The organism is Arcobacter denitrificans (SeqCode) (genome assembly GCF_048571185.1).
Taxonomy (GTDB): Bacteria; Campylobacterota; Campylobacteria; order Campylobacterales; family Arcobacteraceae; genus Arcobacter; species Arcobacter denitrificans.
In genome coordinates this window covers 1,348,511-1,375,237 of sequence record NZ_CP182350.1, presented here as the reverse complement: position 1 = coordinate 1,375,237, position 26,727 = coordinate 1,348,511, and the positions used below count along the sequence as shown (strand labels likewise).

30 protein-coding genes are annotated in these 26,727 nt (G+C 29.6%); 12 read left to right on the top strand and 18 right to left on the bottom strand.

The features are described 5' to 3' along the window. Window positions 1–2 precede the first annotated feature (2 nt). Window positions 3–701 carry an ABC transporter permease gene (locus tag ACNI28_RS06895; RefSeq protein WP_419763535.1) on the top strand — a complete coding sequence of 233 codons (699 nt, stop codon included), beginning with the start codon at window positions 3–5 and terminating at the stop codon, window positions 699–701. Here the strand turns inward: ACNI28_RS06895 and ACNI28_RS06890 are convergent. Both ACNI28_RS06890 and ACNI28_RS06885 read right to left on the bottom strand, forming a co-directional pair. Beyond that, on the bottom strand, window positions 685–1,299 hold the full coding sequence (locus ACNI28_RS06890; protein WP_419763534.1) for a hypothetical protein: 615 nt from the start codon (window positions 1,297–1,299) through the stop codon (window positions 685–687). The genes ACNI28_RS06895 and ACNI28_RS06890 overlap by 17 nt on opposite strands. A gap of 82 nt (window positions 1,300–1,381) precedes the next feature. Further along, complete coding sequence (locus ACNI28_RS06885) at window positions 1,382–1,714, bottom strand: winged helix-turn-helix transcriptional regulator (RefSeq protein WP_419763533.1); 333 nt, start codon at window positions 1,712–1,714, stop codon at window positions 1,382–1,384. A gap of 106 nt (window positions 1,715–1,820) precedes the next feature. Here ACNI28_RS06885 and ACNI28_RS06880 point away from each other — a divergent pair, with 106 nt between their 5' ends. From ACNI28_RS06880 to ACNI28_RS06870, 3 genes are read left to right on the top strand one after another with little or no spacing between them, the layout of a single operon-like run. Then, window positions 1,821–2,795: a YhdH/YhfP family quinone oxidoreductase gene (locus tag ACNI28_RS06880; protein ID WP_419763532.1), complete on the top strand. Its 975-nt coding sequence runs from the start codon at window positions 1,821–1,823 to the stop codon at window positions 2,793–2,795. A 39-nt stretch (window positions 2,796–2,834) separates the two neighbouring features. Then, window positions 2,835–4,772, top strand: coding sequence for an adenylate/guanylate cyclase domain-containing protein (locus tag ACNI28_RS06875; protein ID WP_419763531.1), 1,938 nt, complete (start codon window positions 2,835–2,837; stop codon window positions 4,770–4,772). Window positions 4,773–4,826: 54 nt separating this feature from the next. Beyond that, a complete protein-coding gene (locus ACNI28_RS06870; RefSeq protein ID WP_419763530.1) occupies window positions 4,827–6,059 on the top strand; it encodes a glutamate-5-semialdehyde dehydrogenase in 1,233 nt (410 codons plus the stop codon). 2 nt (window positions 6,060–6,061) lie between these two features. Here the strand turns inward: ACNI28_RS06870 and ACNI28_RS06865 are convergent, their stop codons facing one another. Together ACNI28_RS06865 and ACNI28_RS06860 are read right to left on the bottom strand one after the other, a co-directional pair. Then, the gene (locus tag ACNI28_RS06865) at window positions 6,062–7,981 is read right to left on the bottom strand and encodes a sensor histidine kinase (protein ID WP_419763529.1); all 1,920 of its coding nucleotides are present in this window, start codon (window positions 7,979–7,981) and stop codon (window positions 6,062–6,064) included. Then, a complete protein-coding gene (locus ACNI28_RS06860; RefSeq protein ID WP_419763528.1) occupies window positions 7,978–8,898 on the bottom strand; it encodes a cytochrome-c peroxidase in 921 nt (306 codons plus the stop codon). The genes ACNI28_RS06865 and ACNI28_RS06860 overlap by 4 nt, the downstream gene beginning before the upstream one ends. Window positions 8,899–8,988: 90 nt before the next feature. Between ACNI28_RS06860 and ACNI28_RS06855 the strand changes: the two genes are divergently transcribed. Genes ACNI28_RS06855 through ACNI28_RS06845 form a run of 3 tightly spaced genes read left to right on the top strand, consistent with a single transcriptional unit; the run spans window position 8,989 to window position 11,525 of the window. After that, window positions 8,989–10,389, top strand: a complete 1,401-nt coding sequence (locus ACNI28_RS06855) for a phosphomannomutase/phosphoglucomutase (RefSeq protein ID WP_419763527.1) — start codon at window positions 8,989–8,991, stop codon at window positions 10,387–10,389. Further along, window positions 10,364–11,080 carry a carbon-nitrogen hydrolase family protein gene (locus tag ACNI28_RS06850; RefSeq protein ID WP_419763526.1) on the top strand — a complete coding sequence of 239 codons (717 nt, stop codon included), beginning with the start codon at window positions 10,364–10,366 and terminating at the stop codon, window positions 11,078–11,080. The genes ACNI28_RS06855 and ACNI28_RS06850 overlap by 26 nt, the downstream gene beginning before the upstream one ends. Window position 11,081: 1 nt before the next feature. Further along, window positions 11,082–11,525: a low molecular weight protein-tyrosine-phosphatase gene (locus tag ACNI28_RS06845; protein ID WP_419763525.1), complete on the top strand. Its 444-nt coding sequence runs from the start codon at window positions 11,082–11,084 to the stop codon at window positions 11,523–11,525. A 3-nt stretch (window positions 11,526–11,528) separates the two neighbouring features. On the opposite strand, the gene ACNI28_RS06840 is transcribed toward ACNI28_RS06845, so the two are convergent. Both ACNI28_RS06840 and ACNI28_RS06835 read right to left on the bottom strand, forming a co-directional pair. Continuing rightward, complete coding sequence (locus ACNI28_RS06840) at window positions 11,529–11,918, bottom strand: helix-hairpin-helix domain-containing protein (protein ID WP_419763524.1); 390 nt, start codon at window positions 11,916–11,918, stop codon at window positions 11,529–11,531. A gap of 2 nt (window positions 11,919–11,920) precedes the next feature. Next, the gene (locus ACNI28_RS06835) at window positions 11,921–12,688 is read right to left on the bottom strand and encodes an OmpA family protein (RefSeq protein ID WP_419763523.1); all 768 of its coding nucleotides are present in this window, start codon (window positions 12,686–12,688) and stop codon (window positions 11,921–11,923) included. A gap of 183 nt (window positions 12,689–12,871) precedes the next feature. Between ACNI28_RS06835 and ACNI28_RS06830 the strand changes: the two genes are divergently transcribed. Together ACNI28_RS06830 and ACNI28_RS06825 are read left to right on the top strand one after the other, a co-directional pair. After that, entirely contained in the window at window positions 12,872–13,354 is a 483-nt protein-coding gene (locus ACNI28_RS06830) for a hypothetical protein (RefSeq protein WP_419763522.1), read from the top strand. A gap of 76 nt (window positions 13,355–13,430) precedes the next feature. Next, window positions 13,431–13,649 (top strand): hypothetical protein, encoded by a 219-nt coding sequence (locus ACNI28_RS06825; RefSeq protein WP_419763521.1) that lies wholly within the window; start codon window positions 13,431–13,433, stop codon window positions 13,647–13,649. Here the strand turns inward: ACNI28_RS06825 and ACNI28_RS06820 are convergent, their stop codons facing one another. Further along, window positions 13,650–14,030: a VOC family protein gene (locus tag ACNI28_RS06820; protein WP_419763520.1), complete on the bottom strand. Its 381-nt coding sequence runs from the start codon at window positions 14,028–14,030 to the stop codon at window positions 13,650–13,652. 124 nt (window positions 14,031–14,154) lie between these two features. On the opposite strand from ACNI28_RS06820, the gene ACNI28_RS06815 reads away from it, so the two are divergent. Next, entirely contained in the window at window positions 14,155–14,766 is a 612-nt protein-coding gene (locus tag ACNI28_RS06815; RefSeq protein WP_419763519.1) for a LysE family translocator, read from the top strand. A gap of 15 nt (window positions 14,767–14,781) precedes the next feature. Here ACNI28_RS06815 and ACNI28_RS06810 read toward each other — a convergent pair whose 3' ends face one another. Next, window positions 14,782–15,231, bottom strand: a complete 450-nt coding sequence (locus ACNI28_RS06810) for an acyl-CoA thioesterase (protein WP_419763518.1) — start codon at window positions 15,229–15,231, stop codon at window positions 14,782–14,784. 68 nt (window positions 15,232–15,299) lie between these two features. Continuing rightward, on the bottom strand, window positions 15,300–15,830 hold the full coding sequence (locus ACNI28_RS06805) for an ORF6N domain-containing protein (RefSeq protein WP_419763517.1): 531 nt from the start codon (window positions 15,828–15,830) through the stop codon (window positions 15,300–15,302). 253 nt (window positions 15,831–16,083) lie between these two features. Between ACNI28_RS06805 and ACNI28_RS06800 the strand changes: the two genes are divergently transcribed. Next, window positions 16,084–16,974, top strand: a complete 891-nt coding sequence (locus ACNI28_RS06800; protein ID WP_419763516.1) for a hypothetical protein — start codon at window positions 16,084–16,086, stop codon at window positions 16,972–16,974. Window positions 16,975–17,116: 142 nt separating this feature from the next. Here the strand turns inward: ACNI28_RS06800 and ACNI28_RS06795 are convergent, their stop codons facing one another. Genes ACNI28_RS06795 through purB form a run of 3 tightly spaced genes read right to left on the bottom strand, consistent with a single transcriptional unit; the run spans window position 17,117 to window position 21,923 of the window. Next, entirely contained in the window at window positions 17,117–18,136 is a 1,020-nt protein-coding gene (locus ACNI28_RS06795) for a ribonucleotide-diphosphate reductase subunit beta (RefSeq protein WP_419763515.1), read from the bottom strand. Between the two features lie 46 nt (window positions 18,137–18,182). Further along, a complete protein-coding gene (locus ACNI28_RS06790) occupies window positions 18,183–20,567 on the bottom strand; it encodes a ribonucleoside-diphosphate reductase subunit alpha (RefSeq protein ID WP_419763514.1) in 2,385 nt (794 codons plus the stop codon). 24 nt (window positions 20,568–20,591) lie between these two features. Continuing rightward, window positions 20,592–21,923, bottom strand: a complete 1,332-nt coding sequence (gene purB / locus ACNI28_RS06785; protein WP_419763513.1) for an adenylosuccinate lyase — start codon at window positions 21,921–21,923, stop codon at window positions 20,592–20,594. A 142-nt stretch (window positions 21,924–22,065) separates the two neighbouring features. On the opposite strand from purB, the gene ACNI28_RS06780 reads away from it, so the two are divergent. Next, window positions 22,066–22,962 (top strand): RluA family pseudouridine synthase, encoded by an 897-nt coding sequence (locus ACNI28_RS06780; RefSeq protein ID WP_419763512.1) that lies wholly within the window; start codon window positions 22,066–22,068, stop codon window positions 22,960–22,962. A gap of 1 nt (window position 22,963) precedes the next feature. Here the strand turns inward: ACNI28_RS06780 and ACNI28_RS06775 are convergent, their stop codons facing one another. Genes ACNI28_RS06775 through nifV form a run of 6 tightly spaced genes read right to left on the bottom strand, consistent with a single transcriptional unit; the run spans window position 22,964 to window position 26,688 of the window. After that, on the bottom strand, window positions 22,964–23,284 hold the full coding sequence (locus tag ACNI28_RS06775) for a nitrogen fixation protein NifQ (protein WP_419763511.1): 321 nt from the start codon (window positions 23,282–23,284) through the stop codon (window positions 22,964–22,966). Between the two features lie 32 nt (window positions 23,285–23,316). After that, a complete protein-coding gene (locus tag ACNI28_RS06770; protein ID WP_419763510.1) occupies window positions 23,317–24,309 on the bottom strand; it encodes a leucine-rich repeat domain-containing protein in 993 nt (330 codons plus the stop codon). Further along, window positions 24,299–24,553 (bottom strand): hypothetical protein, encoded by a 255-nt coding sequence (locus tag ACNI28_RS06765; RefSeq protein WP_419763509.1) that lies wholly within the window; start codon window positions 24,551–24,553, stop codon window positions 24,299–24,301. Before ACNI28_RS06765 ends, ACNI28_RS06770 begins: the two co-directional genes overlap by 11 nt. Before the next feature lie 6 nt (window positions 24,554–24,559). Then, complete coding sequence (locus tag ACNI28_RS06760) at window positions 24,560–24,769, bottom strand: CCE_0567 family metalloprotein (RefSeq protein ID WP_419763508.1); 210 nt, start codon at window positions 24,767–24,769, stop codon at window positions 24,560–24,562. Between the two features lie 15 nt (window positions 24,770–24,784). Next, on the bottom strand, window positions 24,785–25,591 hold the full coding sequence (locus ACNI28_RS06755) for a hypothetical protein (RefSeq protein WP_419763507.1): 807 nt from the start codon (window positions 25,589–25,591) through the stop codon (window positions 24,785–24,787). Further along, a complete protein-coding gene (gene nifV / locus ACNI28_RS06750) occupies window positions 25,573–26,688 on the bottom strand; it encodes a homocitrate synthase (protein ID WP_419763506.1) in 1,116 nt (371 codons plus the stop codon). Before nifV ends, ACNI28_RS06755 begins: the two co-directional genes overlap by 19 nt. Window positions 26,689–26,727: the final 39 nt, after the last annotated feature.

Sequence of the window (26,727 nt, the reverse complement as noted above, 5' to 3'; positions counted from 1 at the left end):
AAATGCAGACAATTCCATTTTTTAACCTATCATTAACACTTATTCCCCTTTTAATTGTTTGGTACTATTACAATAAATGGACAAACGATAAATCTGAAATACTTATATCAACTATTAGAATGATTTTCCAACTACTTTTAATAGGATACTTTCTTATTCTTTTATTTGAGAAAAAAGACAACTTTATAGGGCTACTTATAATTTTATTTATGGTTAGTGTATCCACTTGGATAGCCCTTAGAAATACACAAGATAGGTCACTAAAACATTACTCTATTATTTTTATATCCATTGGAATATCTGGACTTATTCATCTTGTTTTAATTATAGGTTTTGTACTTGATTTAGAAGAGTTTTATGAACCAAGATTTGTAATACCAATTGCTGGGATGATATTTGCAAACACTATGAATGCTCTATCTTTAGCAATTGAGAGATATGAAAAAGAGATAAGTAGAGAAGTTATATTTGAAAAAGCTAGGGAGATAGCGTTTAAAGCCTGTATGATACCTCAAATAAACTCTTTACTAGCAGTTGGCTTGGTTTCCCTTCCGGGAATGATGACAGGGCAAATACTCTCTGGTGTTGATCCCTTGATTGCTGTAAGATATCAAATAATGATAATGACAATGGTAATTTCAAGTGCAGGAATTAGTACTATAGTTTATTTTTTACTAAAAAAATTCAATTCTGTGTTATAGCGATATCATTATCTTCTGTAAAAGTTAGATTAAAATACTTTTTATTTACATTATCTTCAATTTTTGCCAATTCTTCAAACCGTAGAGTTCCACTTAGCTTTGTTCTTATATATAAAGTATCATCTTTTAACTCTTTTTGCGTAAAGTAAAAATTTTCATCTAAATATACAAAGTCATAAAGTTTTTCTAAACTATCTATATTATCAAATCTATATTTATTTGGACAAATAAAGTTTTCATTATCACCATTTAACAAATATTTCACAATATTATCAATGCTAATTGGTTTTAATAGTCTAATAAACTTGAATGTATCCACACAGGTATCACAATCTACGGGACAATTAATACTATCACTTAATAAAATCATTTTTTGTTTTGGATTTAAACTCAATACATAAGTCATAAATTCATCTGATATCTTACAATTGTGCTCAAGTATGATAAACGCATAAGTGTGATTATCAAATAATTCTTTTGCACTTTTAACATCAACAGGAGTATCAATTTCAAAGTTTGTTATACTAGTAGCTAAAAGAACAAGTCTCTCTTTAGATATTTTGGACTCATCTAGAATTAGTACTTTTTTAGAATTCATAATTTAAACCATTATTTTTGAGATATTATATCAATAAGTTTTAAAAACTTACTTCAAAATAAAACTAATAAAAAAAATAAATTTAATTCTTATTTTTATGTATCTCACCCCATAAATAGAGTTGTTTTAAAATTGGCTTTAGGGTTTGCCCATATTCAGTCAAAGAGTACTCCACTTTGGGAGGAACTACAGGATAAACTTCTCTATGAACAATTCCATCCTCTTCTAACTCTCTTAATTTTTGAATTAACATCTTTTGAGTTGTTCGAGGAAGAAGTTTTTCTAATTCGTTAAATCTTTTTTTTTCAGCTCTTAAATACCATAAAATAAGAATTTTCCACTTTCCAGACAAGGCATCAAGAGCCGTCTCTACTGGACACTTATCAATAATACTATTTTCTATTTTTTTAACCATAATCTTTCCTAACTATACTTTTAGATAGTACCTATTCTTTTTGTAGGTTCTTGTTCTTTTGTCTAATTTTAGCTAAAGTTTCAGTATAAGTAAATAGGAGAAAGAAATGAAAGCATATATAGTAGAAAAAATAGAAGATAAAAAATTTGAATCAGGACTAAAAGATATTGAGGTTCCAGAAATTTCTGAAAATGAAGTTTTAATAAAAGCGACATATTCATCATTAAATTATAAAGATGCATTAAGTTCAGTTGGTAATCCAGGAGTTACAAGAAACTTCCCACATGTAACAGGTATTGATGTTGCGGGAGTGATTGAAAAATCAAATTCACAAAAATTTTCTGTAGGAGAAAAAGTTTTAGTTACTGGTTATGATATGGGGATGAATACAGATGGAGGTCATCAAGAGTTTGTAAAAGTACCAGATTCTTGGGTAGTTAAAATTCCTAAAACGATAAGTGATAGAGAGATTATGATTTATGGAACTGCTGGATTAACAGCAGCATTAAGTGTAAATGAGTTACTTAATAATGGTATCACAAAAGGTAATATTCTAGTAACAGGAGCAACTGGTGGTGTTGGAAGTATAGCCATAAGTATACTTCATAAACTTGGATTTAATACAACTGCTATTAGTGGTAAAGAGGATAAAATACCATTTTTAAAAGAATTAGGTGCTAGTGAAGTGATATTGAGAAATGAGTTTGATGTAGAAAATAAAAGACCAATGGGAAGTGAAAAATTTGATGGTGTAATTGATACTGTTGGAGGAAATATTTTAGCAGAAGCTTTAAAGGTTGTGAAATATGATGGTGTTGTAACTTGCTGTGGATTAACCTCATCATTTGAATTAAATACAAATGTTTTTCCATTTATTTTAAGAGGTGTTAGACTTATAGGGATTGATTCTGTAGAGTGTAAAATCGAGAAAAAAATTGCCGCTTGGGAAAAAATCGCAGGTGATTTTAAAATAGATACTTTAGAAAAACTAACAAATGAAATTACACTAGATGAAATAAAAGTAGCATATGAATCACTTATTGCAGGAAAAGCATCAGGAAGATATTTAGTTAAAATATAATATCATTAAGTCTACTAATTTAAAAAATGAAGAGACATAATGAATATAAGAAAAAAAGTAGTTTTTAGTTTTGTAATTCTAGTTGTTTTTATTATCTCTATTAGTGCATTGAGTATGATAACAACATACCATATGAAAGAAAACTCTAGTTTTGCAAAACAGGTTTCAAAGTTAATTAATATTCAAGAAGATATGAATGAATTAATTAACATAGTAACAGTAGAAAATTCATTAGAAAAACTAAAAGAAATAAAAGAAAAGTTTATTAGCTACGAAAATGATTTTGAGTTACTAAGGGAAGATATATCTAAAAAAGATCACAAAGATTTGGTTGATTATATCTTACCCAATATTCGTCAAAACAAAAATATCTTAAAATCCTTAAATAATCTCTTTGAGAATGAACATACAATTGAACTTATATTTGATGATATATATAAGTTCCAAAACAAACATATATATCATAATGAGCTATTTACTAAAATTTATCCAAAAGAAAATGAAAAAAGAAAATTACTCCAAGAACTTATCTTTAAGACAAACAACCTAACACTTATACAAGAGTTTGGAAATCTTAGATACTACAGTAAAGAGACACTTTATCAACATAAAGATACAAAAACATTTCAAAAATGGATAACATCTATTGATGAAATTATTTCAGAGTTTAAAAGAAATGATAATTTAAACCTTCTTCCTCTTTTTACAGGATACAAAAAAACTGTAGAAATTGTAGGTAATTTAGCTATAAATATTCACAATATCGAAAAAGAAGAAAAAGTTTTAACAGCTAGACTTATAAAAATTCTAAAAGAAAATAGAGATGTATCTACAGCAATCGAGATAAAAATAGAAGAAGTGGCAGAACAATTTTTAAGTAAAGTCTCTTTTATCGAAATTATCTTGGTTATTACAATTATTTTAATAACTATTGCATTGACACTATATATCTCATCTAAGCTTACTAGTATCATACGTAAATTAAATAGTGGAGTTAAAAGATTAAAAGATGGAGATTATAGTTCAACTATAGTTATAAAAGAGGATAAAGAGTTTAGTGAAATCGCTACAACTTTTAATAATATGGCTCAAAATATTGAAGAACACCAAAATACCCTCGAAGAGAAAATCAAACTAAGAACAAATGAATTACAAGGTGCCTTAGAAAATATCCAAAAACAAAAAGATATCCTAGAAAACCTATCAAACAAACTTGCAAAATATCTTTCACCTCAACTTTTTGAATCAATCTTTAGTGGAAAACAAGATGTACAAATAGAATCTAAAAGAAAATATTTGACAGTGTTTTTCTCAGATATTAAAGGATTTACAGACATAACTGATAGTGTTGAAACAGAAACCTTAACTGGAATCTTAAATGAATACCTAGATATTATGTCTACTGTTGCTATAAAACACGGGGGAACTATTGATAAGTATATTGGAGATAGTATCATGGTCTTCTTTGGGGATCCTCTTTCCAATGGAAAAGCCCAAGATGCTATTTCTTGTATTAATATGGCAATTGAGATGAAAGAAGAGATGAGTAAACTCCGTATTAAATGGCAAAAAGATGGTATTAGTAAACCTTTTCATATAAGAATGGGGATAAATAGTGGTTACTGTACAGTTGGGAATTTTGGTTCTAAAAATAGACTTGATTATACTATTATTGGAGGGGTTGTAAATCTAGCCTCAAGATTGGAATCAAATGCAAGACCTGACCAAGTTTTAATATCAAGTGAAACCTACATACTAATAAAAGATAATATTCAATGTGAGAAAAAAGAGGAGTTACAAGTAAAAGGTATAGCTCATCCTATACAAACATATGAAGTGATTTCAAGTAGCAGTAATAGTACTATAATAGAAGAACAAACTGGATTTAACCTTATTTTGGACCTAAACCAAATTGATAAAGATAATATAATAAACATCTTAAAAAATACAATTATAGATGTTGAAAAAAATAGATAAAGAGTTTTTTAGATAAAATAGAGAAAATTTATAATAAATATAAAAGAGAGTTTCATGCAACAATTCTTAGTGGAAGCAAAAAAAACAAGCAGACATATCTCAACTCTAAGTGGTGAAGTAAAAAACAGAGTACTTAATGAGATGGCAGATGCTATAATCGAGCACTGTGATTATATCATTAACCACAATGAAAAAGATATGGAAAATGGCAGAGTAAATAATCTAGATGCTGCTTTAATGGATAGATTACTTTTAACAGGCGAGAGAGTTATGGGTATGGCAAAAGCTATAAAAGAGATAGCCACACTAAAAGACCCAGTAGGAAGAACGCTTGAGGGCTGGATTACAGAAGATGAATTAAATATTCAAAAAGTATCTGTTCCTATTGGCGTAATTGGTATCATTTATGAAAGTAGACCAAATGTTACTAGTGATACAGCAGCTTTATGTTTTAAAAGTGGAAATGTTTGTGTTTTAAAAGGTGGAAAAGAAGCAGAACATTCAAATAAAGCTATTGCAACTATTTTAAGGAATGTACTAGATAACAATGGTCTTCCACAAAATGCTATATCTTTATTACCTGACTCTTCAAGAGAAGGAGTAGCTAAGTTAATAAAAGAAGATAAATATGTTGATTTAATTATCCCAAGAGGTGGAGAAGCCCTAATAAAATATATAAGTAAAAACTCTAGTGTTCCTGTTATAAAACACGATAAAGGGGTATGTCATACTTATATTGATAAAGATGCAAACCATGAAAAGGCAATCTCTATTTCAATAAATGCAAAGTGCTCTAGACCAGGTGTTTGTAATGCTATGGAAACACTCCTAATACATAAAGATGTAGCAGCATATATTTTACCTCCACTACATGAAGCTTTTATGCAAAACGATACAGAACTGCGAGGTTGTAGTAATACAAGAGAGTACATAGATATTCATTGTGTAAGTGAGAATGACTACGATACAGAGTATTTAGCAAATATTTTATCTATCAAAATTGTAAAAGATTTGGATGAGGCTATAGGTCATATCTCAAAATATGGTTCTGGTCACTCAGAAGCGATTATAAGTGAGAATTATAGCAGTATAACTAAATTCTTAAATGAAGTAGATTCTGCTTGTGTATATGCAAATGCAAGTACAAGATTTACTGATGGTGGTGCTTTTGGGCTTGGTGCTGAAGTTGGGATTTCTACTAATAAACTTCATTCAAGAGGACCTATGGGAATCAATGATTTAACAACATTTAAATTCAAAATTTATGGTAATGGACAAATTAGATAATTCTAATTTGCCCCTAAAGTAGGTCTCTCATTTTCAAAATTATCATCTGAAAGTGGGATAGTAATAACGCACTCTACCCCTTTATACTGAGCTTTATTCCATGAAAATGTTATATTCTCTAAAGAGATATCACCTTTAAACTGCTCTACTATAATTTGGTGAGAAATATATAAGCCCATACCAGTTCCTTGGAAATTGTGTTTTGTAGTAAAATATGGTTCAAATATCTTACTTATAATCTCCTCACTCACCCCCAAAGCATCATCTTTAATTTTTATATAAGCATTGTTTTCGTCTTTACTTATGTCTACTAAAATAAGTTTTGTCATATTTCCTAAGTTTTCTAAAGCATCCATAGAGTTATTTAGAATATTTACAAAAACTTGTATTAGGTCATTTTCAATTCCTTTTAATACAATAGAACCCTCATCACAATTAAAAATATATTTTATTTGAAGATTACTAAGTCTATACTCTATTAGTTTATAAGACTTTTCAAAACTATTTCTTATATTAAATATAGTTACCTCATTACCTGTTTTAAAAAATGATTTGAAGTTATCTATAGTTTGAGATAGATATTGGGAGTTATTCATAATAGAATCAGTTAAGTCTTTAAATAACTTATCATTTAAAGTACCATATTCTTTGTGTATAAGTAGTCCACTAGCAGCTGTTGAGATTATAGATAAAGGTTGTCTCCATTGATGTGCAATAGAGTTTAATATCTCATTCATAATTACCATTCTGGCTTGTTGCGTTAATCTATGGTCTTTTTCTTTAAGGGATTTTAATATCTCTTTTTCTTTAGTAACATCTTGTTTAATTGCTAAAAACTCTTCAATTTTACCAGACTCATTAAATATAGGAGAAATTGTCGCTTTTTCATAAATAAGATTACCCTCTTTATCTTTATTTATAAATTCACCTGTCCATTTTTCACCTGAATAAATATCTTCATTCATCTGTTTGTAGTAATCTTCGGGGATAATTCCAGCAGCAAAAATAGCTGGTGTTTTGTCTATAACTTCATTTAGACAGTATCCAGTAACTGAAGACATACTCTTATTTATATATTTTATTTTTTTATCTTTATTGGTAACTACAACAAAATTGTTAGAGTTATCAACTGCATTTTTAAATCTTTTTAGTTCAAGTTGGCTTTTTAAAACCTTATATGAATAATACAAAAATCCAAATATTAAAATAGATAGTAAAAATAAAAGAGCTAAAATTATATTTTTGATTCCTAAAATTAACTCTTTAGTATGACTTGAATAATTCTTTTCAAAACTCTCCAACTCTCTTCCAAAAGCTAATACTGAACCATCCTCTTTTAGGGCTTTATACTCTTTCATTTTTTTAATTATAATCTTACTGTGTACTAAAAAAAGCTCTTGAAACCTATTTTTGGGAATCAATTCTTCAAGCTGTTCTTTTAAGGAATCCATTGACGGGTCAGAACTAAAATTTAATGCTACTATTTTTACAAAAATATTTAAATATCTTTTATCTTCAATTTGCTCAATGATTTTTATATTATTTCTAAGTGAATTATTTAAAATGGCATTATGAGATTTTAATCTTTCAATTATTCTCATTTTCTTTTTTAATAACTCTGATACAGATAAAAACTCTTTTTTTAAGCTTCTATCTGCAATATTATCAAAAATATTTGCCTCTTTTATTTTCTTTATATTAAAGTTTGCACGTTCAATTTGATCATTAATAAAATCAAAGTTTATAAATCCAATATCACTACTTATAAATTTATTAAAGTTATTATCTATTACTACAATATCTGCTATATATTCATCAAAATCAAAATAGTTACTTACTCTTCTATTATCTTCTACAATATTATATATTAAGCTACTAATTAACAATAAAAAGAAAAATGCAACAAAATATGTACTTCTCATTCATCTACCATAATAGTGGGAGTATCCCCATTTAATGTTTTTAAAAAGATTTCAATTTTATCTATCTCTTCATCACTTGGGATTATTCCAACTTGATACTCAATCATCACTTTTATTGTCTCTTTTAGATTCTCCTCAGAGCCATCATGCATATAAGGAGCTGTATGTTCTATATTTCTTAGTGTTGGGACTTTAAAATAATATTTATCTTCTTCATTTTTAGTGACGTTATATCGTCCAAAATTACCTGATTTGATTTTATACTCTTTTATTATTCCCATCTTTTGATAAAGATTTCCACCAATATTAACTCCATTATGACAAGATATGCAACCATAATCTTTAAAGAGCTCAAAGCCCTCTTTTTCATCAGTTGATAATATATCTTTGTCTCCTAATAAATATCTATCAAATTTTGAGTGTGGGGTTATAAGTGCTTTTTCAAACTCTACTATTGCATCTACTATATTATCTTGTGTCATTCCATCTTTGTAGATTTTAAAAGCCTCTTTGTAATAATCATCATTTTTTAATTTATTTATAATATTTTCAAAATTATTACCCATTTCAAGAGGATTGTGAATAGGACCAAGGGCTTGTTCTTTTAAATCCTTTGCTCTACCGTCCCAAAACTGTGAAAGATTAAATCTTGAGTTTAATACAGTTGGAGAATTTATATTTCCCTTTTTGTTATCAACGCCAAGGGAAAACTTCCTATTATCATCTCCTCCTTCATTTATTATATGGCAAGAGGAACAAGATATTGTATTATCAATACTCAACCTTTTTTCATGAAATAATTTTTTCCCAATAAGTGCTTTATTTATATCATAATCTTCATTTGTGGGAATAGGGGATATCAATGAAGAAGAATATAGAGATGAAATAAGAGTTATAATTATTAATAATTTTTGCATAACAAAGTTTATCATAATAAATAAAAAAATTTACTAAATCTTCCATAAAATAACTTTTAGATATAATCTAAAAAAAAATAGGGTAGATACGTGATAAATAAAAGTATTTTTAGAGAATATGATATTAGAGGGATTGTTGGAAATGAGCTAAATGAGCAAAGTTCAAAGCTTATTGGTTATTACTTAGGCTTAGAAACCATTAAAAGAGTAAAAACTACAAAACCTACTGTTGTAATTGGTTATGATGCAAGAACCCACTCTCCTGAACTTTTTTCTTACCTTACATCTGGGTTTAATAAAGCAGGTTGTCAAGTCTTAGGTATGGGGATGGTAGCAACAGGGGTTAATTATTTTGCCTCTTTCCAAGAGTTTGATTCAGTTTTACCAAATGCTTCAGTTATGATAACAGGTAGCCATAATCCAAGTCCTTATAATGGCTTTAAAATAACTATTAACAATGCACCCTTCTTTGGTGAAGACATATATGCTATGGGTGAAGAAATCACTAATAATCAAGATATGCTTATCGAAAATAACACTTCGTTTAAAGAAATAGATGTAAAAAGTTTATATAAAAACTACATGATTGCAGAGTTTGCACACCTAAAAGGTATGAAACAAAAGCTTATAATTGATTGTGGAAATGGAGTTGCAGATACTGTTTTAACTGATATATTAGATACACTTGAACTAAACTATGATGCCTTATATTGTGAGCCAGATGGAACTTTCCCAAATCATCATCCAGATCCAAGTGAAGAAAAGAACTTAAAAGATGTAATAGAAAAGCTAAAAGGTGATTATGAGTATGGTTTTGCCTATGATGGAGATGCTGATAGAATCGCATTTTTAACTAAAAATCATAATGTAAAAGGTGACATAATGGCACTACTTTTTGCAAAAACTATGAAAAATCCAGTAATCATTGGTGAAGTAAAATGTACACAAATCATGTATGATAGAATCAATGAAAGTGGAACTGCAGTTATGTATAAAACTGGTCACTCAAATCTAAAAGTAAAACTAAAAGAGCTAAATGCAGATATGGCAGCAGAGGTATCAGGGCATATCTTTTTCAATGATAGATATTATGGTTTTGATGATGCAATTTATGCTACATTTAGACTCTTGGAACTTATACATGATGGTATGGACATAGATAAAGAGATTGACTCTTTACCAAAAGTGTATTCCACAGAAGAGATAAAAGTAGAAACAACAGAAGAAGAGAAATTTGATTTAATGCACCAAATTAAAAAGAATCTAATAACAGTAGGAGATGACTTTCCTAAAATCTTAGATATCATAGAAGTTGATGGAGTAAGAATAATATTTGAACAAGGTTGGGGATTAGTAAGAGCTTCAAATACTACCCCTGTACTTGTGACAAGATTTGAGTCAACAGACCTTGAAGTTGCAAAACTTTATGAAACAAAAATTAATGAACTAATAGCAAGAAGTAAAAATGAACTTAATAACTCTTCAAACTAAACCTAGTACAAACTTTCAAGATAATTTAGACCATCTTGAAGAGCTTATTTTACAAACTCCAAAAGAGTCATTTATTTTAGCACCTGAGTTAAGCCTTACAGGTTATGCCTATGGAAGAATAATAGAAGCAGGAAAGTTTACTAAAAAGGCCATAGAAAAGCTTACCCTATTATCAAAAGAGAGAACGATTAGTTTAACTATGACAAATAAAGAGTGTGAAGATTACTTCAATACCTTTTATATTTTTCATAAGGGTAAAATCATACATAAACAGTCAAAAATAAAACTCTTTGCACTAAATGATGAAAATAAATATTTTGAAAGCGGTAGAGAAGAGGATATAAAACTTTTTGAGATAGATGAACTTAAAATTGGAGTTCTTGTCTGTTTTGAACTTAGATTTATAGACTATTGGCAGAAATTAAAAGGTGCAGATATTATTTTGATTCCTGCTATGTGGGGAGCAAAAAGAAAAGACAACTATGAGACACTATCAAAAGCCTTGGCTGTTGCAAATCAGTGTTTTGTTATTGCAAGTGATAGTGCAGATGAGTCTTGCGCAAAAGGTTCTGCTATTATCACTCCCTTTGGAGATGTAACAATAGATGATAACAAAGAGATTATCTCTAAAACAATAGATTTAAAAGAGATAAAACTTATGAGAAAATATTTAGATGTAGGTATACAATAACATGAAGATTTTATTTGTTTGTTTAGGAAATATATGTAGGTCACCACTTGCAGAAGCAATAGCTAGAGATTATGCACAAAAAAAAGGTTACAATATAGAAGTAGACTCTTGTGGAACAGGATCTTGGCACATAGGTGATGCCCCATGTCCTGATTCTCAAAAAATTGCTAAAATAAGAGGACTTGATATTTCAAATTATAAAGCAAGACAAGTTAGTAAAGATGATTTTAAAAAGTTTGATCTAATCGTAGGACTTGATTCAAAAAATATAGCTTCACTAAAAGAGTTAGGATGCAAAACTGCACTTTTGATAGGTGATTATGGATATGAGGGAGAAGATGTACCTGATCCATATTTTTTTGATGGCTTTGAGGGCTTTGATAAAGTTTTTGATATGATTGAGTGTTGTGTTAAAAATCTTTTAGAAGAAAAGATAGAAAAATAAGTTCTATCTTTTTGTAATTACTTTAGCTTTTTCAACCCACTCTTCTTCGATAACTCGATTATCAATAGAAAAATACTCTTCTATCCAATCTATGTTTTTATCACTCCATTTTGCTATTTGTTCAATATGAAAAATTCCAAGTGCGTTTAACTTGATTTCCATATCTCTATCAATACCTTCTACCTCTTTTAAGTCATCTTTACCAGTAGGTCTTGGATTCCCTAAAATAAAAGGTTTGTTATAAATATTTCCAGGTTTTCGCAAGATTGGATTGATTTCATAACTTACTGGCTTTTTCTTATATCTTACTTTTCCAATTAAAAATCCAATATACATAGAAAGTATAGACACAGCAAGTAACCAAAAAACTATCTTAGAAGCAATCATCAACATACTTATTCCTCAATTATTTTAAATTCTACTCTTCTGTTTTCAAAAGAGTAACCATTTTTATCATTAGGTACCAAAGGTTTAGTTTCACCATAACCTTTTGCAGTAACTCTATCTTTTGAAACTCCAAGCTTAATTAGCTCTTTTCTTACACTTTTTGCTCTTTGTAGAGATACCCATTCATTAACATCATCTGCACCTTTAGCATCAGTATGCCCACCTATTTCAACTTTTACGTTTGGGTTTTTTAATAAAATATTTGCTATATCTTGAACAACTTTGTAACTTTTTTCTGTGATATCTGTACCTAATCTTTTGAAAAATATCTTCTCTTTAGAAAGAATATTATCTATCTCTTCTTGAGTTTTGTTATTTTGTATCTTTTTAGGTTGAATCTTTTTAGATAACTCTTCTATCTTTTGTTCTTGTGGTATCTTTTCTGAAAGAACTGGCTCTTCTTTCTTTTTTTCTATTATCTTTTTCTCTTTTACTTCTTTTTCTTTAGGAGTTTCAATCTCTTTAGTTTCTTCTATATTTTTTTCAATCTTCTCATTTGCTTTTTCTTCAATTTTTGTAATAACTTCTTCATTTTCTGTTATTTCTTTAGTTACTTTTTCTTCTATTTCTTCTGTATTTTTTGTCTCTTCTTGAGAAGTTGCAGTTATTGTAGTATCTGTTTGGATTTCATATTGATTAATGTATGTATACACACAACCAACCATTACGGCTATTAAAAGAAGTGTTAAAAAAATAATCTGTTTAATTGCACTCATTTATCTCTCTTTAATGAAATCTATCAATTGTATCCAAAAAAATTATATTTTTCAACAAAAAATAATAAATTGTAAAAAGAAATAAAATATTTCTTATATCAAATATTTAACATCTTTTTTATAATTATAATTTTATAAAATTTACGTACTATTTTAGTATTGATAAAACAAGAAGGAGTAAGTATGCGATTTTTAGCTCTCTTTTCTATAATTTTTAGTTTCATTTATGCCTTACCAGAACAATTTGATAGGCAAAAGTATGAAAAAGGAGAAAAAGTTTTTGAACAAAAATGTGCTGAATGCCACGTAAAGTACATGGATATACAACTTTTGATGAAAAACTTTATTGATGAAGATAACAAACTTCTAAACCTAAAAGCTCCAACAGGAAATGAAATATCTTTTAGACTAAAGAGTCAAATAGGTAGTATGCAAGATATTGAGTTTCACATTATTGAGACTACTGACTTTGTAAAAGATTATCTTTATTATCCAAATAAAGCAAAAACTATCTGTCTTGAAGGGATAATAAAACATTTTGATACTATGCCAAGTCTCAAAGGAAAAATAAGTTTAAATGAAATTGACGATGTAGCATTTTTCCTTTACTTCTTAGAGGGCTTTAATGATGTAAATGAGTTTTATCATGATGAAAGTAAATTCTAAAATTTAGCCTTTTTGTGACGTGATATGTGACGTCTTTATCCTAAAATAATATATATAAATTATTTAGGATACATATATGTTAGCTATAAATACAAAAAAAGCTTTCAAATTATCGATTGCTATACTTTTTTCTTATTTTCTTTCTATAGGAATAGTTGATTTGATTAATTTTCAATATCAAACAGATAGTTCAATAACATCAGAACTTTTAGATAGCCTCTATCTTATTTTAAATTCACTGTTCTTTGTCTTAACACTACTTCTGATAAAACTCTTTTATGATGAGAAAGAGTGACTAATAGTTTGATAGCTCCACTAAATTCATATCAGGGTCTCTTATATAAATAGATTTTATATTACCCATTGCACCAGTTCTTGGAACTATTCCTTCTATGATTTCTACATTTTTGGACTCTAAAAACTCTTTTACCTCTTCTATTTTTGTATCCACTATAAAACACAAGTCTGCACTTCCATCTTTTACATTAAAAGCTTTTGGTTCAAATTCATTTCCTAATTCATGAAGATTGATTTTCTGATTACCATATTTTAATGCTATGCGAGAGCCTTTAAAAATCTCCTTTTCCATACCTAAGATTTGAGTATAGAACTCAACAGTTTTATTTATATCTTTGACAGTTAATACAAGATGGTCTAAGTGGTTTATTTTTATCATAAAAAATTATATCATATTATAAAGATAATATTTAGCAAGAATAGATAACTTTTATATCAAGATATGTATAGAGTAAAAATATTTTAACAGATATAATCACCTCACAAATTAAAAAGGAGTTCATTTGCAAGAGTTTTATACCTTTACTATGCTACTTTCTATTGCAACATTTACTGTAAGTAGTACTATGACTCCAGGACCAAATAATATCATGCTTTTATCTTCTGGACTTACATTTGGGTATAAAAGAACTATTCCTCATATACTTGGAGTAACATTAGGTTTTTCTTTGATGATTTTACTTGTAGGCTTAGGTTTTGGGATTATATTTGAAAAGTTTCCAATAGTTTTAAAAGTACTTAAAGTAGTAGGGATAGTTTACCTCTTGTGGATGGCATATAAAATAGCCACAAGCAAAGGAGGTATGCAAATAAAACACAAAAGTAAACCTTTTACTTTTATACAAGCAGCACTATTTCAGTGGATAAATCCAAAGGGTTGGATTATGTCATTAACTTCTATATCTATTTTCGTAACTTCAAAAAATGATAGTATAACTCAAGTACTAATCATATCTTTTATCTTTTTACTCTCAGGAATGCTTTCTACCAACACTTGGACTATAGGTGGCGTAGCTTTGAAAAGATTTATAAAAGAGGAGAGTCATGTAAGAAAGTTCAATATGACTATGGCAATACTTCTTGTAGCTTCTGTAATACCGTTTATATTTGAGTAAAAGAAGCTAGAACTTCTAGTTTTTACCACTCTTTACAAACTCTTCTAACTCTTTTAATGTCCCATGCCAAGGTAGAGTAAAAAGATGATTTTCAAGCTCTTCTCTTATGTTTTCTGGAATATGCACAGACTCTTTTGTCTCAAAGTTATAGTGAATAAGCACGCACTTTCCAGTAGTACAAAGTTTACCCTCTTGGTAAACAGCATGGCATAACTCAAGTGAAGAGTTGCCTATCTTTGAAATAGCAGTTTTAACAATAACTTCCTTACCCCAAAATACCTCTTTTAAAAAATCAAAAGAGCTGTGAGCCATCACAAGATTCCACTTCTTCACATCAACCTTTGGCATAAAGATATGAAAAATAGGGTCACGTGCAGATTCAAACCACACGCCATAAGTGTTATTGTTTATATGCCCTAAAGCATCAGTTTCTAAAAATCGTGGTCGTATTAGTTCTGTGAACATTTTTGCCTCTTATATTTGATAAATTGTGTGGAATATTTTAACTAAAGGGATTTAGGGTTTGTTTAATTTTAAACTCTAAAACCCATAACTTTCTCTTCTGTTTCCTTTGTATCTTCTAAAATTTGTTGAAGATATTTCAATGCTAATCTTATATCTTTAGTATTTTCATCTGTGATTTCTTTATGAAGTTTATTATCTTCTTTTATGTTAGTTATCTCTTTTATAACATTTTCATAAGATAAAGAAAACTCTCTCATTTTTGTAAATGTACGCATAATTAATATGGTAACATCTCTTGCGATATCGCCTTTTAGAACAGTCGCTAACATATAAACCCCTTGTTCTGTAAAAACATATGGCATGTATCTTCTTCCTCCCCAACTTGAGGTCGCATTTTGCGACCTCAAGATTTCAAACTCTTCACTAGTTAACTGAAACATAAAATCATCTGGGAACCTTTCAATATTTCTATTTACTTGCTCTTTTAATCTTTTTGTTTGAACTTCATACATAACTGCTAAATCACTATCAATCATAACTTGCTTATTTCTTATATGATAAATCTTTGATTGTATTTGTACAGATGGAAAGTTTTGCATGTAAACTCCTATATATTTTTAGAAGTTTAACATTAATAATTTATTAGATTATATTTTATTGCAAATTGCAATATTCTCTTGAAGAACAAGTTCTTCACTTTCTCACTTTTTAGTGTTAAAAAGTAAGACAAAAAGCCACCAGCCGAGTTGTCAAAGGCTGGGATTTCTTTGGTGTTTTAGTTTTTATGTTTTTTATTGAAATTTTTTAATTCCTTTTTTGCTATTATCTTAATAACTTAATTTAGGAATATTAATGAAAGATATAGTTAACTCATTTAAAGCAAGTCTATATGAACGGACTACAAGTCCACTTATTGGTGCCTTTATTTTTTATTGGATTATTCTTAATTATAAAATAATCGTAATATTATTTGATGAAAAATTAGAATCTAATATCAAGTTTACAGAAATAGATAAATTATATAAAGAAGATATTTTAACTGTTCTAGGAATTAATATTCCAATAAATGGATTATTAATTCCTATGATTATAACACTACTATATATATTAATTTTCCCATTTATTAGTAATCTTATTCATAAAGCTTGGATTTGGCATCAAAATAAATTAAAAGAAATAAGCAATGGAAAAGTTCTTACAAAAAAAGAGTTTGGAGAACTACAACAAAAATTTACAGAGCTTGAATTAAGTTTCGATGATAAGTTTCAAAAAAAAGATAGTGAAATATTGAAATTAAAATCCTCTATGGAGAAAAAAGATACTTTAATCTTTGAATATCAATCAAAAATTGAATCATTTGAAAAAACAATAACTTCTAAAGATAATGAAATAAATAATACTAGAATTGATTTAGATAATTATTATAATAAACTAAATAGTAAAGAAGAAGAAATTTCTCGTTTAGAACAAAAAATCAATAATATGAAGCCTAATATTGATGAACTAGAAGATAAAGCAATGAAACTTTATGTACCTGATTATAAAGAATTATTTACATTAGATGAAATAAAAAATAAACTAAATATTAATGAATTAAAAACTAAATATTTAATAAAACAGTTAAAAAGTAAAAATTATATTAATGAGGCAAATAAACATACTTCTAATAATAAAATTATTCTTGGATATAAATTATCAGACAAAGGTGAAAACTTTTTAGTTGAGAATAATTATATTGAATAAAAAGAGATTTTATGATGTTTATTTTTGTTAAGGTCAAGGCGGTGGAGTAGATTTATGAAGGAGCTTACTAAAGTAAGTGAGTTTATAAATCTACTCCGCCAACGCAGAGATTAGCAAAAAGAAAGATTAGAAAATCTCCTTTTTAAAAGTCGTCGAAGTCGATGCTTCCTTTTGAGTAGTTAACTACATTTCCTTCGAAGAAATTCGTTCTTTGGTCATTGAAACTGCTATATCCATCTACCCATGGAATAGGGTGCTTAACATTATACTCTGGTTTATATCCTACTGCATCTAATCTTTTATCTGCTAGGTATTGAATATATTGAGTGATGATTCCATCTGTGAAACCTAGGATTTGCCCTTGTGTGATATATGCTCCCCATGATGATTCTAGTTCAACTGCTTTTCTGAACATTCCTCTTACTGTTTGCTCTAACTCAGGAGTAAACAGTTCTGGTCTCTCTTTTCTTGTAGAATTAATCATGTTTTGGAAAAGTAGTAGGTGTGTTACTTCATCTCTTTGGATGAATTTTATCATTTGTGAACTTCCTAGCATCTTCCCTGATTTTCCTAAGGCATACATAGCTGCAAAACCTGCATAAAAATATAATCCCTCTAAGATTTGATTTGCAAACATTGCTAAAACCATCTTTTCATCTGTAATATTCTCAGACAAGTTATCATAAACTGCTGCTATGTAGTTGTTTTTTTCTCTTAATTGAGTGTCATTTTTCCACATGTCATAGATTTCATCTGTATTGTCAGAAATTGACTCAACCATAACAGCATATGATTTTGAGTGGTTTGCTTCTTCATATGATTGTCTTGAAAGACAAGCATTGATTTCAGGAACTGTTATATAAGGGTTAATATTATCCATTAAGTTATTTGTCTGCAACGAATCCATAAAAATAAGTTGTGATAAAACTAAATCATACATTCTTTTTTCAGCAGGTGTAAGGTATTTATAATCCTTTGCATCACCTGTCATTTGAACTTCTCTAGGAAACCAAGTATTTGCTTCCATTGTATCCCATAGATTTATTGCCCATTGATATTTCATTCTAGTGAAATTTATCATACCATCTGGATTACCACCAAAAATTCTTCTATCGTTTAAACTCTCTTTTGATTCGGGATTGTATATAGTTTTTCTTGCCACTGTTTTGCCTTATTTTATTTTTCTTCTTATGGGAAATCAGATTATCTTATTGACAACCTGAACACTCCATGCTTCTATCTTCCACATCATTTGCAGCCTCTGGTGATTGACTTCTTAGGTAGTACGTTGATTTTAGACCTAATTGCCAAGCTAAAGTATAAATTTGATGCATATACTTACCACTTGCTTTATCTAAAGACATAAAGATATTTGTACTTTGCCCTTGGTCAATCCATTTTTGTCTTACTGCTGCTGCTTTTATTATATCCAATTGGTCTACATCATAAGCTGGTGTATAATAAGACCATGTTTCAGGACTAAGTTTTGGAACAACTACAGGAATAAGTCCTGATAAGTTTTCTTCATACCATTTTCTTTTATACACTGGTTCGATTGCTTGTGTAGTTCCTACTAAAATAGAGATTGATGAAGTAGGAGCAATAGCCATAAGGTATCCATTTCTCATACCATCTTTTTTTACTTGTTCTCTTAGAGCATCCCAATCATACCCAGCATCAAATAAATCTTTGTCTACTAAAGCATTTACAGCTTGTGGAGCATGGTCATGTGGCATAATACCTTTTGACCAGTTTGAGCCATCAAACGTAGGGTATTTTCCTTTTTCAACTGCAAGTTCTGAACTTGATTTGATTACATTGTATGAAATAGATTCCATTACTTTATCAATTTTTTTCAGATGATCTGAACTTCCCCAAGCAAGTTTCTCTTCTGCTAGCATTTGAGACTCACCCATAACACCAAGACCAATACTTCTTGATTTTAGGTTTGTAGCTTTTACTTTTCTTAGAGGATAGAAGTTTAAGTCAATAACATTGTCTAACATTCTAACAGCTGTTGGAACAACTCTTTCAATATCTTCTTTTGTATGGATTTTACTTAAGTTAACAGAAGCCAAGTTACATACAGCAGTATCTCCATCTGTTTTCTCTTTTTCAACTATAAAGATTTTTTTACCACCAATAGAGTCTAGGGCGGTTACTTTATTTGCTTTTTTAACTATTCCTGAATCTACTTTTATAGTATCATCTTCATCATGTACTTCTATTACACCATCTTCAAACTCTAATTTTATCTTATATCTATTTGGGTTAGTGTTTTGGAATATCTCTGTACATAGATTTGAGCTTCTGATATGTCCAACGTGTCCGTTTGGATTTGCTCTGTTTGCATTGTCTTTGAAACATAAAAATGGAGAACCTGATTCAAAATATGAAGTTAAAATTTTCTTCCATAAATCTTTTGCTTTGATTCTCTCTTTTACAATTGAATCATCATGTTCATATTCTATGTATCTTTTCTCAAATGCCTCACCGTGAAGTTCACTTAAGTCTTTTACATCATTTGGATCAAATAGTGTCCAGTGTGAGTCTTCCATGATTCTTTGCATAAAAATATCTGAAATCCAAAGTGCTGGGAATAAATCATGAGCTCTACGTCTCTCTTCCCCTGAGTTTTTCTTTAAGTCAAGAAAATCAGAGATATCCATATGCCAAGGCTCTAAATAAACAGCAATTGCCCCTTTTCTAGTACCTAATTGGTCAACTGCTATTGCAATGTCATTTGTGATTTTCAAAAATGGAACAGTACCACCAGCTGCACTTTTGTGACCATCAATAGCTCCACCTAAGGCTCTGATTTGATTCCAATCCCAACCAATACCACCACCAAACTTAGATAATAGTGCCATCTCTTTATAACCATCAAAGATACCTTCGATGTTATCAGGACTTGAACCTATATAACAAGATGATAATTGGTGTCTGTTTGTTCTTGCATTACTTAATGTTGGAGTTGCAAGCATAACCTCAAATTTTGAAACAACATCATAGAACTCTTTTGCTCTTTCTTGTTTATTATCTTCATTTTGTGCTAAGAACATAGCAATACCCATAAACATATGTTGTGGTAACTCTATTGGCTCAGAATTTCTATCTTTAATTAGATATCTATCATATAAAGTTTTAATACCTAGGTAATTAAATTGTAAATCTCTTTCTGGCTTTAAATAACTATCTAAATCATCTAAATCATATCCACTCTCTAATCCTGGAATCATTCTTCCAGCTTCTTGAGCGATTCTTATATAATCACTCATATGTGAGTAAGCTTCGCCTTTTACACTGTTTGTCGTTCTTCCCACTCTATGATATAAATTAAATATAAACAATCTTGCTGCAACAAAAGTCCAATTTGGAACATCAATATCGATTTTTTCAATTGCTGTTTTTAATAGGGCATCTTGAATATCAGATGAACTCATCCCATCAATAAACTTTATTTGTGAATCAAGTTCCAATTCACTTTGAGAAACACCCTCTAAATCTCGTGTTGCTGCAATTGTCATCTTTTGGATTTTAGTTATATCTAAAACCTCTTTTCTACCATTTCTCTTCTGAATCATTAAAGCCATCGTATTACCTTTAAATAGATTTTTTTATTTTTTAAAAACTCTTTTAAAAATTGCATCTACATTTTTAGTGTAGTAGTCAAAATTAAAACACTCTCTTATTTGCTCTTCAGATAAAGAATTTCTCAACTCTTCATCCCCTAATAAATATTGTAAATATAAAGATTCACCTTTTTCATTTGTTGTAGGTTTACCTTGTTGTATCTCTTCCCAAACTTTCATTGCGTTTCGTTGAACTATTCTATAAGCATCTTCTCTAGAAACTCCAGCTTTTGGAAGTTCTAACAGTACTCTTTGTGAAAACACTAATCCACCAGTTTGATTTAGATTTTTCATCATATTTTCTGGCATAACTGTTAAGTTTGCAATTACATTGTTCATTCTATGAAGCATAAAATCACTTGTAATAAAAGCATCTGGTAACCAAAATCTCTCTGTTGAAGAGTGTGAGATATCTCTTTCGTGCCATAAGGCAACATTTTCCATTGCAGGTGTTGCATATGCTCTAATCATACGTGCTAGACCTGTAATATTTTCAGTTAATATTGGATTTCTTTTATGTGGCATAGCAGAAGATCCTTTTTGCCCTTTTGCAAAATACTCTTCAGCTTCATATACTTCTGTTCTTTGTAGGTGTCTTACTTGTACAGCAAACTTTTCAATAGAACTTGCAAGAAGTGCTAAAGTAGTTGCTAGTCTTGCATATCTATCTCTATGAACTACTTGATTTGAACAAGGTTCTGGTTTAAGTCCAAGCTCTGCCATTGCATACTCTTCAAGCTCAAGTGGTGCGTGAGCAAAGTTACCCATAGCTCCAGAGATTTGTCCCACAGAGATAACTTCCATAGTCTCTTCAAGGTTTTTAAGGTGTCTTGATACTTCATCATACCAAACAGCTAAAGTTAAACCAAAAGTAATAGGCTCCCCATGAATACCATGACTTCTACCCACCATCAACGTAAACTTATGCTCTTGTGCTCTTTTTTCAATAGATTCTAGTAACATCTTTACATCTTCAATGATGATTTCTAAAGAATCTCTCATTTGAATTGCAACACCTGTATCAACAGCATCTGATGAAGTCATACCATAGTGAAACCATCTTGACTCTTCACCTAGTGATTCAGATACACTTGTATTAAATGCAATTAAATCATGTTTCGTAACAGCTTCGATTTCTTCGATTCTTTCAACTGAAAACGTAGCATTTTTTACTATTTTTTCACAATCAGCATCTGGAATAAGCCCAATTTTATTCCAGGCTTTCACTGCTGCTTTTTCTACCTCAAGCCATGCAGCATATCTTGCATGTTGAGTCCACTTTGAGCTCATCTCTTCTCTTGCGTATCTTTCAACCATTCATAAATTCCTTGTAGCACTTTTTAAATTTTTTGTATTTTTATCATAAATTTCGATTTTTTTTAATATGATATGTTATCTACTTTAGTCAAAGAATCTTATTAATTTTTGGTTAATTTTTACTTAATTTAAGGATATAGTTTTGCCGTTCATTTTAAAAGAATACCCAGCACTTTCAGGAGAAAAAATCCAAGTGCATTTAGTCAAAAATCTCAAGATAAAGACGTCTACAGCGCAAAAGTCTATTAGTAAAGGAAGAGTTTTTGATGAAGCTTTCAATACTTTAAAGTATGGGGACATCATTGATTCTGACTTGATTTATATGGCACAATTTGAAGGTCATACAAGGGGCTTAAAACCACTATTTCAAAGCAATTTCTTTGCTATATTTGAAAAACCTTCTGGAATTGTTGTTCATCCCATAAGTAAAAATACAGAATACTGTTTATTAGACGAAGTGCGCTATCATTTCGGCCCTGATGCCAACTTAGTACATAGAATTGATGCGGAAACTTCTGGATTAATAATGTGTGCAAAAGATAGGGATATAGAATCTAAGCTAAAATTAATGTTTGAAGAGAAAAAATACAAAAAATCTTACTTAGCAATAGTAAAAGGTGAGTTAAAAGAGTCTGTTTCAATTGATACTTCCATACAAAAAGAGGGCAAAAATATTGGGGTGAGAATGGCAGCAGGAAGTGAAGGTAAAAAATCAAAAACAATAATCAACCCAATCAACTATAATAAGAAAAAAGATTTAACTCTTGTGGAAGCTATACCCGTAACTGGGCGACAACATCAAATAAGAGTACATCTTTATTCAATAGGCCATGCCATATTGGGTGACCCAATTTATGGGGTAGAAGATGAGTTTGCAGATGCGTATCTAGATAGAGTTTTAGATGAAGAGAAAAGAAAAGAGGTAAGTGGTTGCCATAGATTATGGCTTCATGCGAACTACTTAGAATTCAATTATGAAGGTGTTTTATATAAAATCTACTCTAAAAACAAAGACTTACATGATAAGTTCTTAGAATAATTTATGAAGCTAAAGAGCAGTGGAAACAGTTTGAGATATCAGTACATTTAGCACAAGCAGGTGCTGTTTTAGCAATACAATCATACAGATACTTTTTCCATCTTACATCTGAAGGTTTTAGTTTGGCTAGTGAGCTAAAATTTGCGCTCATGAGTTTTCCCATCTCTTCTCTACTTGGTAATCCCAAATCAGAATAAAGATGTCCCATCTCTATAGAAGTTCTTGCAATAAGAGGAGCTAAATTCTCTTTTGCAAAGTCATCATTTGCATGTTTTGTCAAAAGGGCTAAAACCTCTTTTTCCATAAGTTCTAAATCTAACATCAAAAACTCCTTTCTAAACTGTTATCTTTTTACTATAAATCACAATATTCAAATTCCATTCCCTCTGGTTTTTCTAAACTATTATTATCAGCTAAGTAGAGGTTTTTTAGCTTTTTTAGCTTTGTAAAACTCTCTGGCAGTTTTTTGATATTGTTATCTTCGATATCCAACTCTTCGAGGTTTTGAAGATTTCCAATATTTTCTGGCAGTCTTATTAGAGAGTTAGAACTTATACTTAAGTTGTTTAAATTGCTTAATTCACATATCTCATTGGGAAGTGTTGTTAAAAAGTTATTATCCAAAATAAGAATTTTTAAATCTTCTAATTTACTAACATTAAAATCCAATGACTTCAAGGAATTCTCACTTAAATCAAGTTTTATGAGCATATCATGTGATTCTAAAGAAGGTAAATCATCTATTTGATTTCCCTCTAATAGTAGAGTTTGTAACTCTTCTATTTGAGAAATAGAGTTGGGTAATTTAGTTAAATTATTAAATGAAACATCCAAATAATATAAAGATTTCATCTTAGAAAAACTATCTGGTAGTTCATCTAGCTCATTAGTATCTAAAGAGAAATATAAAAGCTTATTTAACTTCTCTAAATCCTTATGCAACTCTTTAATCTTATTTGCAGCTAGAGTTAATCTTGTAAGACTTTTTAAGTCATATATCTCTTTTGGAAGCTTTTCTAATCTATTTCCATTTAGATTTAAAATCATAAGCTTAGATAAGTTTCCAATACTACTTGGAACTTCTTTTAATAGATTGTTTTCACATTGTAAGTTTTTTAGATATTTAAAGTCTCCTATACAATTTGGTAACTTTGTTAATCTATTATTTGACAGCTTTAAAACTGTTAGGTTTTCCAAGACACTAAAGGACTCAGGGATTTCTCGGATTTTCTTTTTTGATAAGTCCAAATGAGTCATCCCATTTATATCATCAATATGAGTGGAAATGAAAGCGCTTAGTCCGTTTGTATGAACCCATCTAATAAAATCTTCAATTTTACTTCTCATTTTGTCCCTTTAATCTATCATTCATTGCATCTATTAAAAAGGATACTTCTTCATAATCAACAAATCCAAAGTCAACCATATTAAACAATGCCATAAGAGGTTTTCTACAACAGGTTTTATTACATCCTGTCACTAACTTTTTAGCTTTCTTATATGGAAGATCTGTAGTTTCAAATATTTTTACTGCATCAAGAGCTGACATCTGTCCACACTCACAAATAATTTTATATTTTAAATCTTCCATAATATTCTATCTTAAATAAGGATGTTCGTCTAAAAAACTTTCAACATCTTTCATGGCTACCCCTATCTCTTCACTAAGTTGAGGCAACTTTACATAATCAGTCCAAATTGTATCTTCAACTATATCGTGCATAACACCAGCTTTTTCTACAACTTTTCTTTTATATTTTGCTAACTCTTTTTTCTTCTCTTTTTGCTCAGGTGTTAAATTCGACATACTATTATCCTTTTATTAAATTGCGTACAAATTCTCTAATTTTATCTGAGGCTTTTCACCTAAATAAAGCAAAGTAAAATTTGCATCTTTTCTAAATTTGTAACTCTCATAGAGTTCACTTATCTCTTTTATATCTTTTGGTACAAAAGCAAAGATTTTCTTTAACCCTCGATAGTACAAAACTCCTCTTAAAAGCTTTTCAGCATCTAAGTAAGATTCATTTTGCATAAGCCAAGGTGATATTCTTATGTATCTTTTATTTACAACATAAGAGTGCATAAAACCACTTGTAGTAGAAAGTTTTAAAGAGTTTGAAAAAACACAATCTTTTTTTATATACTCTTCTCTATCATCTAAAAATACTTTTCTATCTATCTCTCTAGAGATATTCGCATAATCTTCCCCACTTACTTGTTTTGCTGTTGAGTTTGAAAAATTAAAGGCAACAGCTTCTCCACTATGCATATATCTCAAAAACTTTGAGTGTTCTTGGAACTTAAATGCTGTAAAATATGTACTTAATTTATCTTCAACTAAAACATAAATATTCATACTTGAGACATTTTGAACTAAAAGTTTTATAAATCTTGTTAGTACCTCTTTATGTGTATCTAAAACGTTTATAACATTTATAAAAACATGTTTATTAAAATCATATGCACTTATTACTCCAACTATTTTACCCTCATCATAAGCAGCAAAACAGTATTGTGGATATACCTCATAAGTCTGTTTTAATAACTCTAGGTCAAAAAGCTTATCACTTTCTATTATTGAAGAAAGCTCTTCTTCAAAATTGTTTCTTAAATATCCAACGAACATAAGTATAACTCTTCCAATTCTTTTATCTCTAAGACTTTTTTTCTATTTGTAACAATCTCTCTAACCAATGGCAATATCTTTTGTAAACTTTCCTTTGTAGGACTTATCCCCAATGCTTGTAGATGAAAAAGTAGTGTTGAAGTTCCTGAGTGTTTTCCAATAGGGAAACATCTCTCTAGCCCAACATCCATAGGAGTAAATGGTTCATAGGCACTTTTTGATTTCATCATTCCATTTACATGAATACCAGACTCATGGGAAAAAATATACTCTCCCACAATAGGTAGGTTAGTATCAATTCTTCTATTTGAAGCTAATCCTACCGTTTGAATAAGTGCTTTTAATTTATCAGATTTTATTTGCGTATTTTTTCCAAGAAGTCTTGCCAAAGTCATCAGTACTTGTTCAAAGGATGCATTTCCCGCGCGTTCACCCAATCCAATAACCGTGGTATTGGCACTTTTTGCTCCTGCTTCATAACCTGAAATTGCATTTGCTGTTGCCATACCAAAATCATTATGGGTATGCATCTCAATATCAAGTAAATCTAACTTTGTAAGCTCACTAATATTTTGATAAGTTTTTGTTGGAGTTAATATTCCAACAGTGTCACAATATCTAAATCTATTTGCACCAAGACTTTTACCTAAGGCTAAAATCTCTTTTAAAAAGTCCAAATCCGCGCGACTTGAATCTTCTCCCCCAATGCAAACAAATAAGCCTTCTTTTTTAGCTTCAAGAATAACTTTTTCTAGTTGTGCTAAAACTTTTTGTTTATCTCCACCAAATTTTACATCGATTAAGATATCTGAAACTGGAATAGACAAATCAACCGCTTTTAAGCCACACCCTAAAGAGGCTTCCAAGTCAGACATTGTTGCTCTATTCCAACTCATTATTTGAATAGGAAGATTTAAAGCTAATATCTCTTTAAGATCATCTTGCTCTTTTTTTCCCATTGCTGGAATTCCAACTTCTAGTTCATCAGCGCCCGCTTCATAAAGTTTCTGGGCAATATCAAGTTTCTCTTGTGTATTAAATGCTACGTATGGTGCTTGTTCGCCATCTCTTAAAGTAGTATCATTAATAAGAAACATAATATTTACCTTTTGTTGGATTATAAGTAAACATGCAAA

Bases quoted from the DNA above. Each gene is read 5' to 3' on its own strand.
- ACNI28_RS06895 (WP_419763535.1), top strand. From the start codon at position 3: ATGCAGACAATTCCATTTTTTAACCTATCATTAACACTTATTCCCCTT.
- ACNI28_RS06890 (WP_419763534.1), bottom strand. From the start codon at position 1,299: ATGAATTCTAAAAAAGTACTAATTCTAGATGAGTCCAAAATATCTAAA.
- ACNI28_RS06885 (WP_419763533.1), bottom strand. From the start codon at position 1,714: ATGGTTAAAAAAATAGAAAATAGTATTATTGATAAGTGTCCAGTAGAG.
- ACNI28_RS06880 (WP_419763532.1), top strand. From the start codon at position 1,821: ATGAAAGCATATATAGTAGAAAAAATAGAAGATAAAAAATTTGAATCA.
- ACNI28_RS06875 (WP_419763531.1), top strand. From the start codon at position 2,835: ATGAATATAAGAAAAAAAGTAGTTTTTAGTTTTGTAATTCTAGTTGTT.
- ACNI28_RS06870 (WP_419763530.1), top strand. From the start codon at position 4,827: ATGCAACAATTCTTAGTGGAAGCAAAAAAAACAAGCAGACATATCTCA.
- ACNI28_RS06865 (WP_419763529.1), bottom strand. From the start codon at position 7,981: ATGAGAAGTACATATTTTGTTGCATTTTTCTTTTTATTGTTAATTAGT.
- ACNI28_RS06860 (WP_419763528.1), bottom strand. From the start codon at position 8,898: ATGCAAAAATTATTAATAATTATAACTCTTATTTCATCTCTATATTCT.
- ACNI28_RS06850 (WP_419763526.1), top strand. From the start codon at position 10,364: ATGAACTTAATAACTCTTCAAACTAAACCTAGTACAAACTTTCAAGAT.
- ACNI28_RS06845 (WP_419763525.1), top strand. From the start codon at position 11,082: ATGAAGATTTTATTTGTTTGTTTAGGAAATATATGTAGGTCACCACTT.
- ACNI28_RS06840 (WP_419763524.1), bottom strand. From the start codon at position 11,918: ATGTTGATGATTGCTTCTAAGATAGTTTTTTGGTTACTTGCTGTGTCT.
- ACNI28_RS06835 (WP_419763523.1), bottom strand. From the start codon at position 12,688: ATGAGTGCAATTAAACAGATTATTTTTTTAACACTTCTTTTAATAGCC.
- ACNI28_RS06830 (WP_419763522.1), top strand. From the start codon at position 12,872: ATGCGATTTTTAGCTCTCTTTTCTATAATTTTTAGTTTCATTTATGCC.
- ACNI28_RS06825 (WP_419763521.1), top strand. From the start codon at position 13,431: ATGTTAGCTATAAATACAAAAAAAGCTTTCAAATTATCGATTGCTATA.
- ACNI28_RS06820 (WP_419763520.1), bottom strand. From the start codon at position 14,030: ATGATAAAAATAAACCACTTAGACCATCTTGTATTAACTGTCAAAGAT.
- ACNI28_RS06810 (WP_419763518.1), bottom strand. From the start codon at position 15,231: ATGTTCACAGAACTAATACGACCACGATTTTTAGAAACTGATGCTTTA.
- ACNI28_RS06805 (WP_419763517.1), bottom strand. From the start codon at position 15,830: ATGCAAAACTTTCCATCTGTACAAATACAATCAAAGATTTATCATATA.
- ACNI28_RS06800 (WP_419763516.1), top strand. From the start codon at position 16,084: ATGAAAGATATAGTTAACTCATTTAAAGCAAGTCTATATGAACGGACT.
- ACNI28_RS06790 (WP_419763514.1), bottom strand. From the start codon at position 20,567: ATGGCTTTAATGATTCAGAAGAGAAATGGTAGAAAAGAGGTTTTAGAT.
- purB (WP_419763513.1), bottom strand. From the start codon at position 21,923: ATGGTTGAAAGATACGCAAGAGAAGAGATGAGCTCAAAGTGGACTCAA.
- ACNI28_RS06775 (WP_419763511.1), bottom strand. From the start codon at position 23,284: ATGTTAGATTTAGAACTTATGGAAAAAGAGGTTTTAGCCCTTTTGACA.
- ACNI28_RS06770 (WP_419763510.1), bottom strand. From the start codon at position 24,309: ATGAGAAGTAAAATTGAAGATTTTATTAGATGGGTTCATACAAACGGA.
- ACNI28_RS06765 (WP_419763509.1), bottom strand. From the start codon at position 24,553: ATGGAAGATTTAAAATATAAAATTATTTGTGAGTGTGGACAGATGTCA.
- ACNI28_RS06760 (WP_419763508.1), bottom strand. From the start codon at position 24,769: ATGTCGAATTTAACACCTGAGCAAAAAGAGAAGAAAAAAGAGTTAGCA.
- ACNI28_RS06755 (WP_419763507.1), bottom strand. From the start codon at position 25,591: ATGTTCGTTGGATATTTAAGAAACAATTTTGAAGAAGAGCTTTCTTCA.
- nifV (WP_419763506.1), bottom strand. From the start codon at position 26,688: ATGTTTCTTATTAATGATACTACTTTAAGAGATGGCGAACAAGCACCA.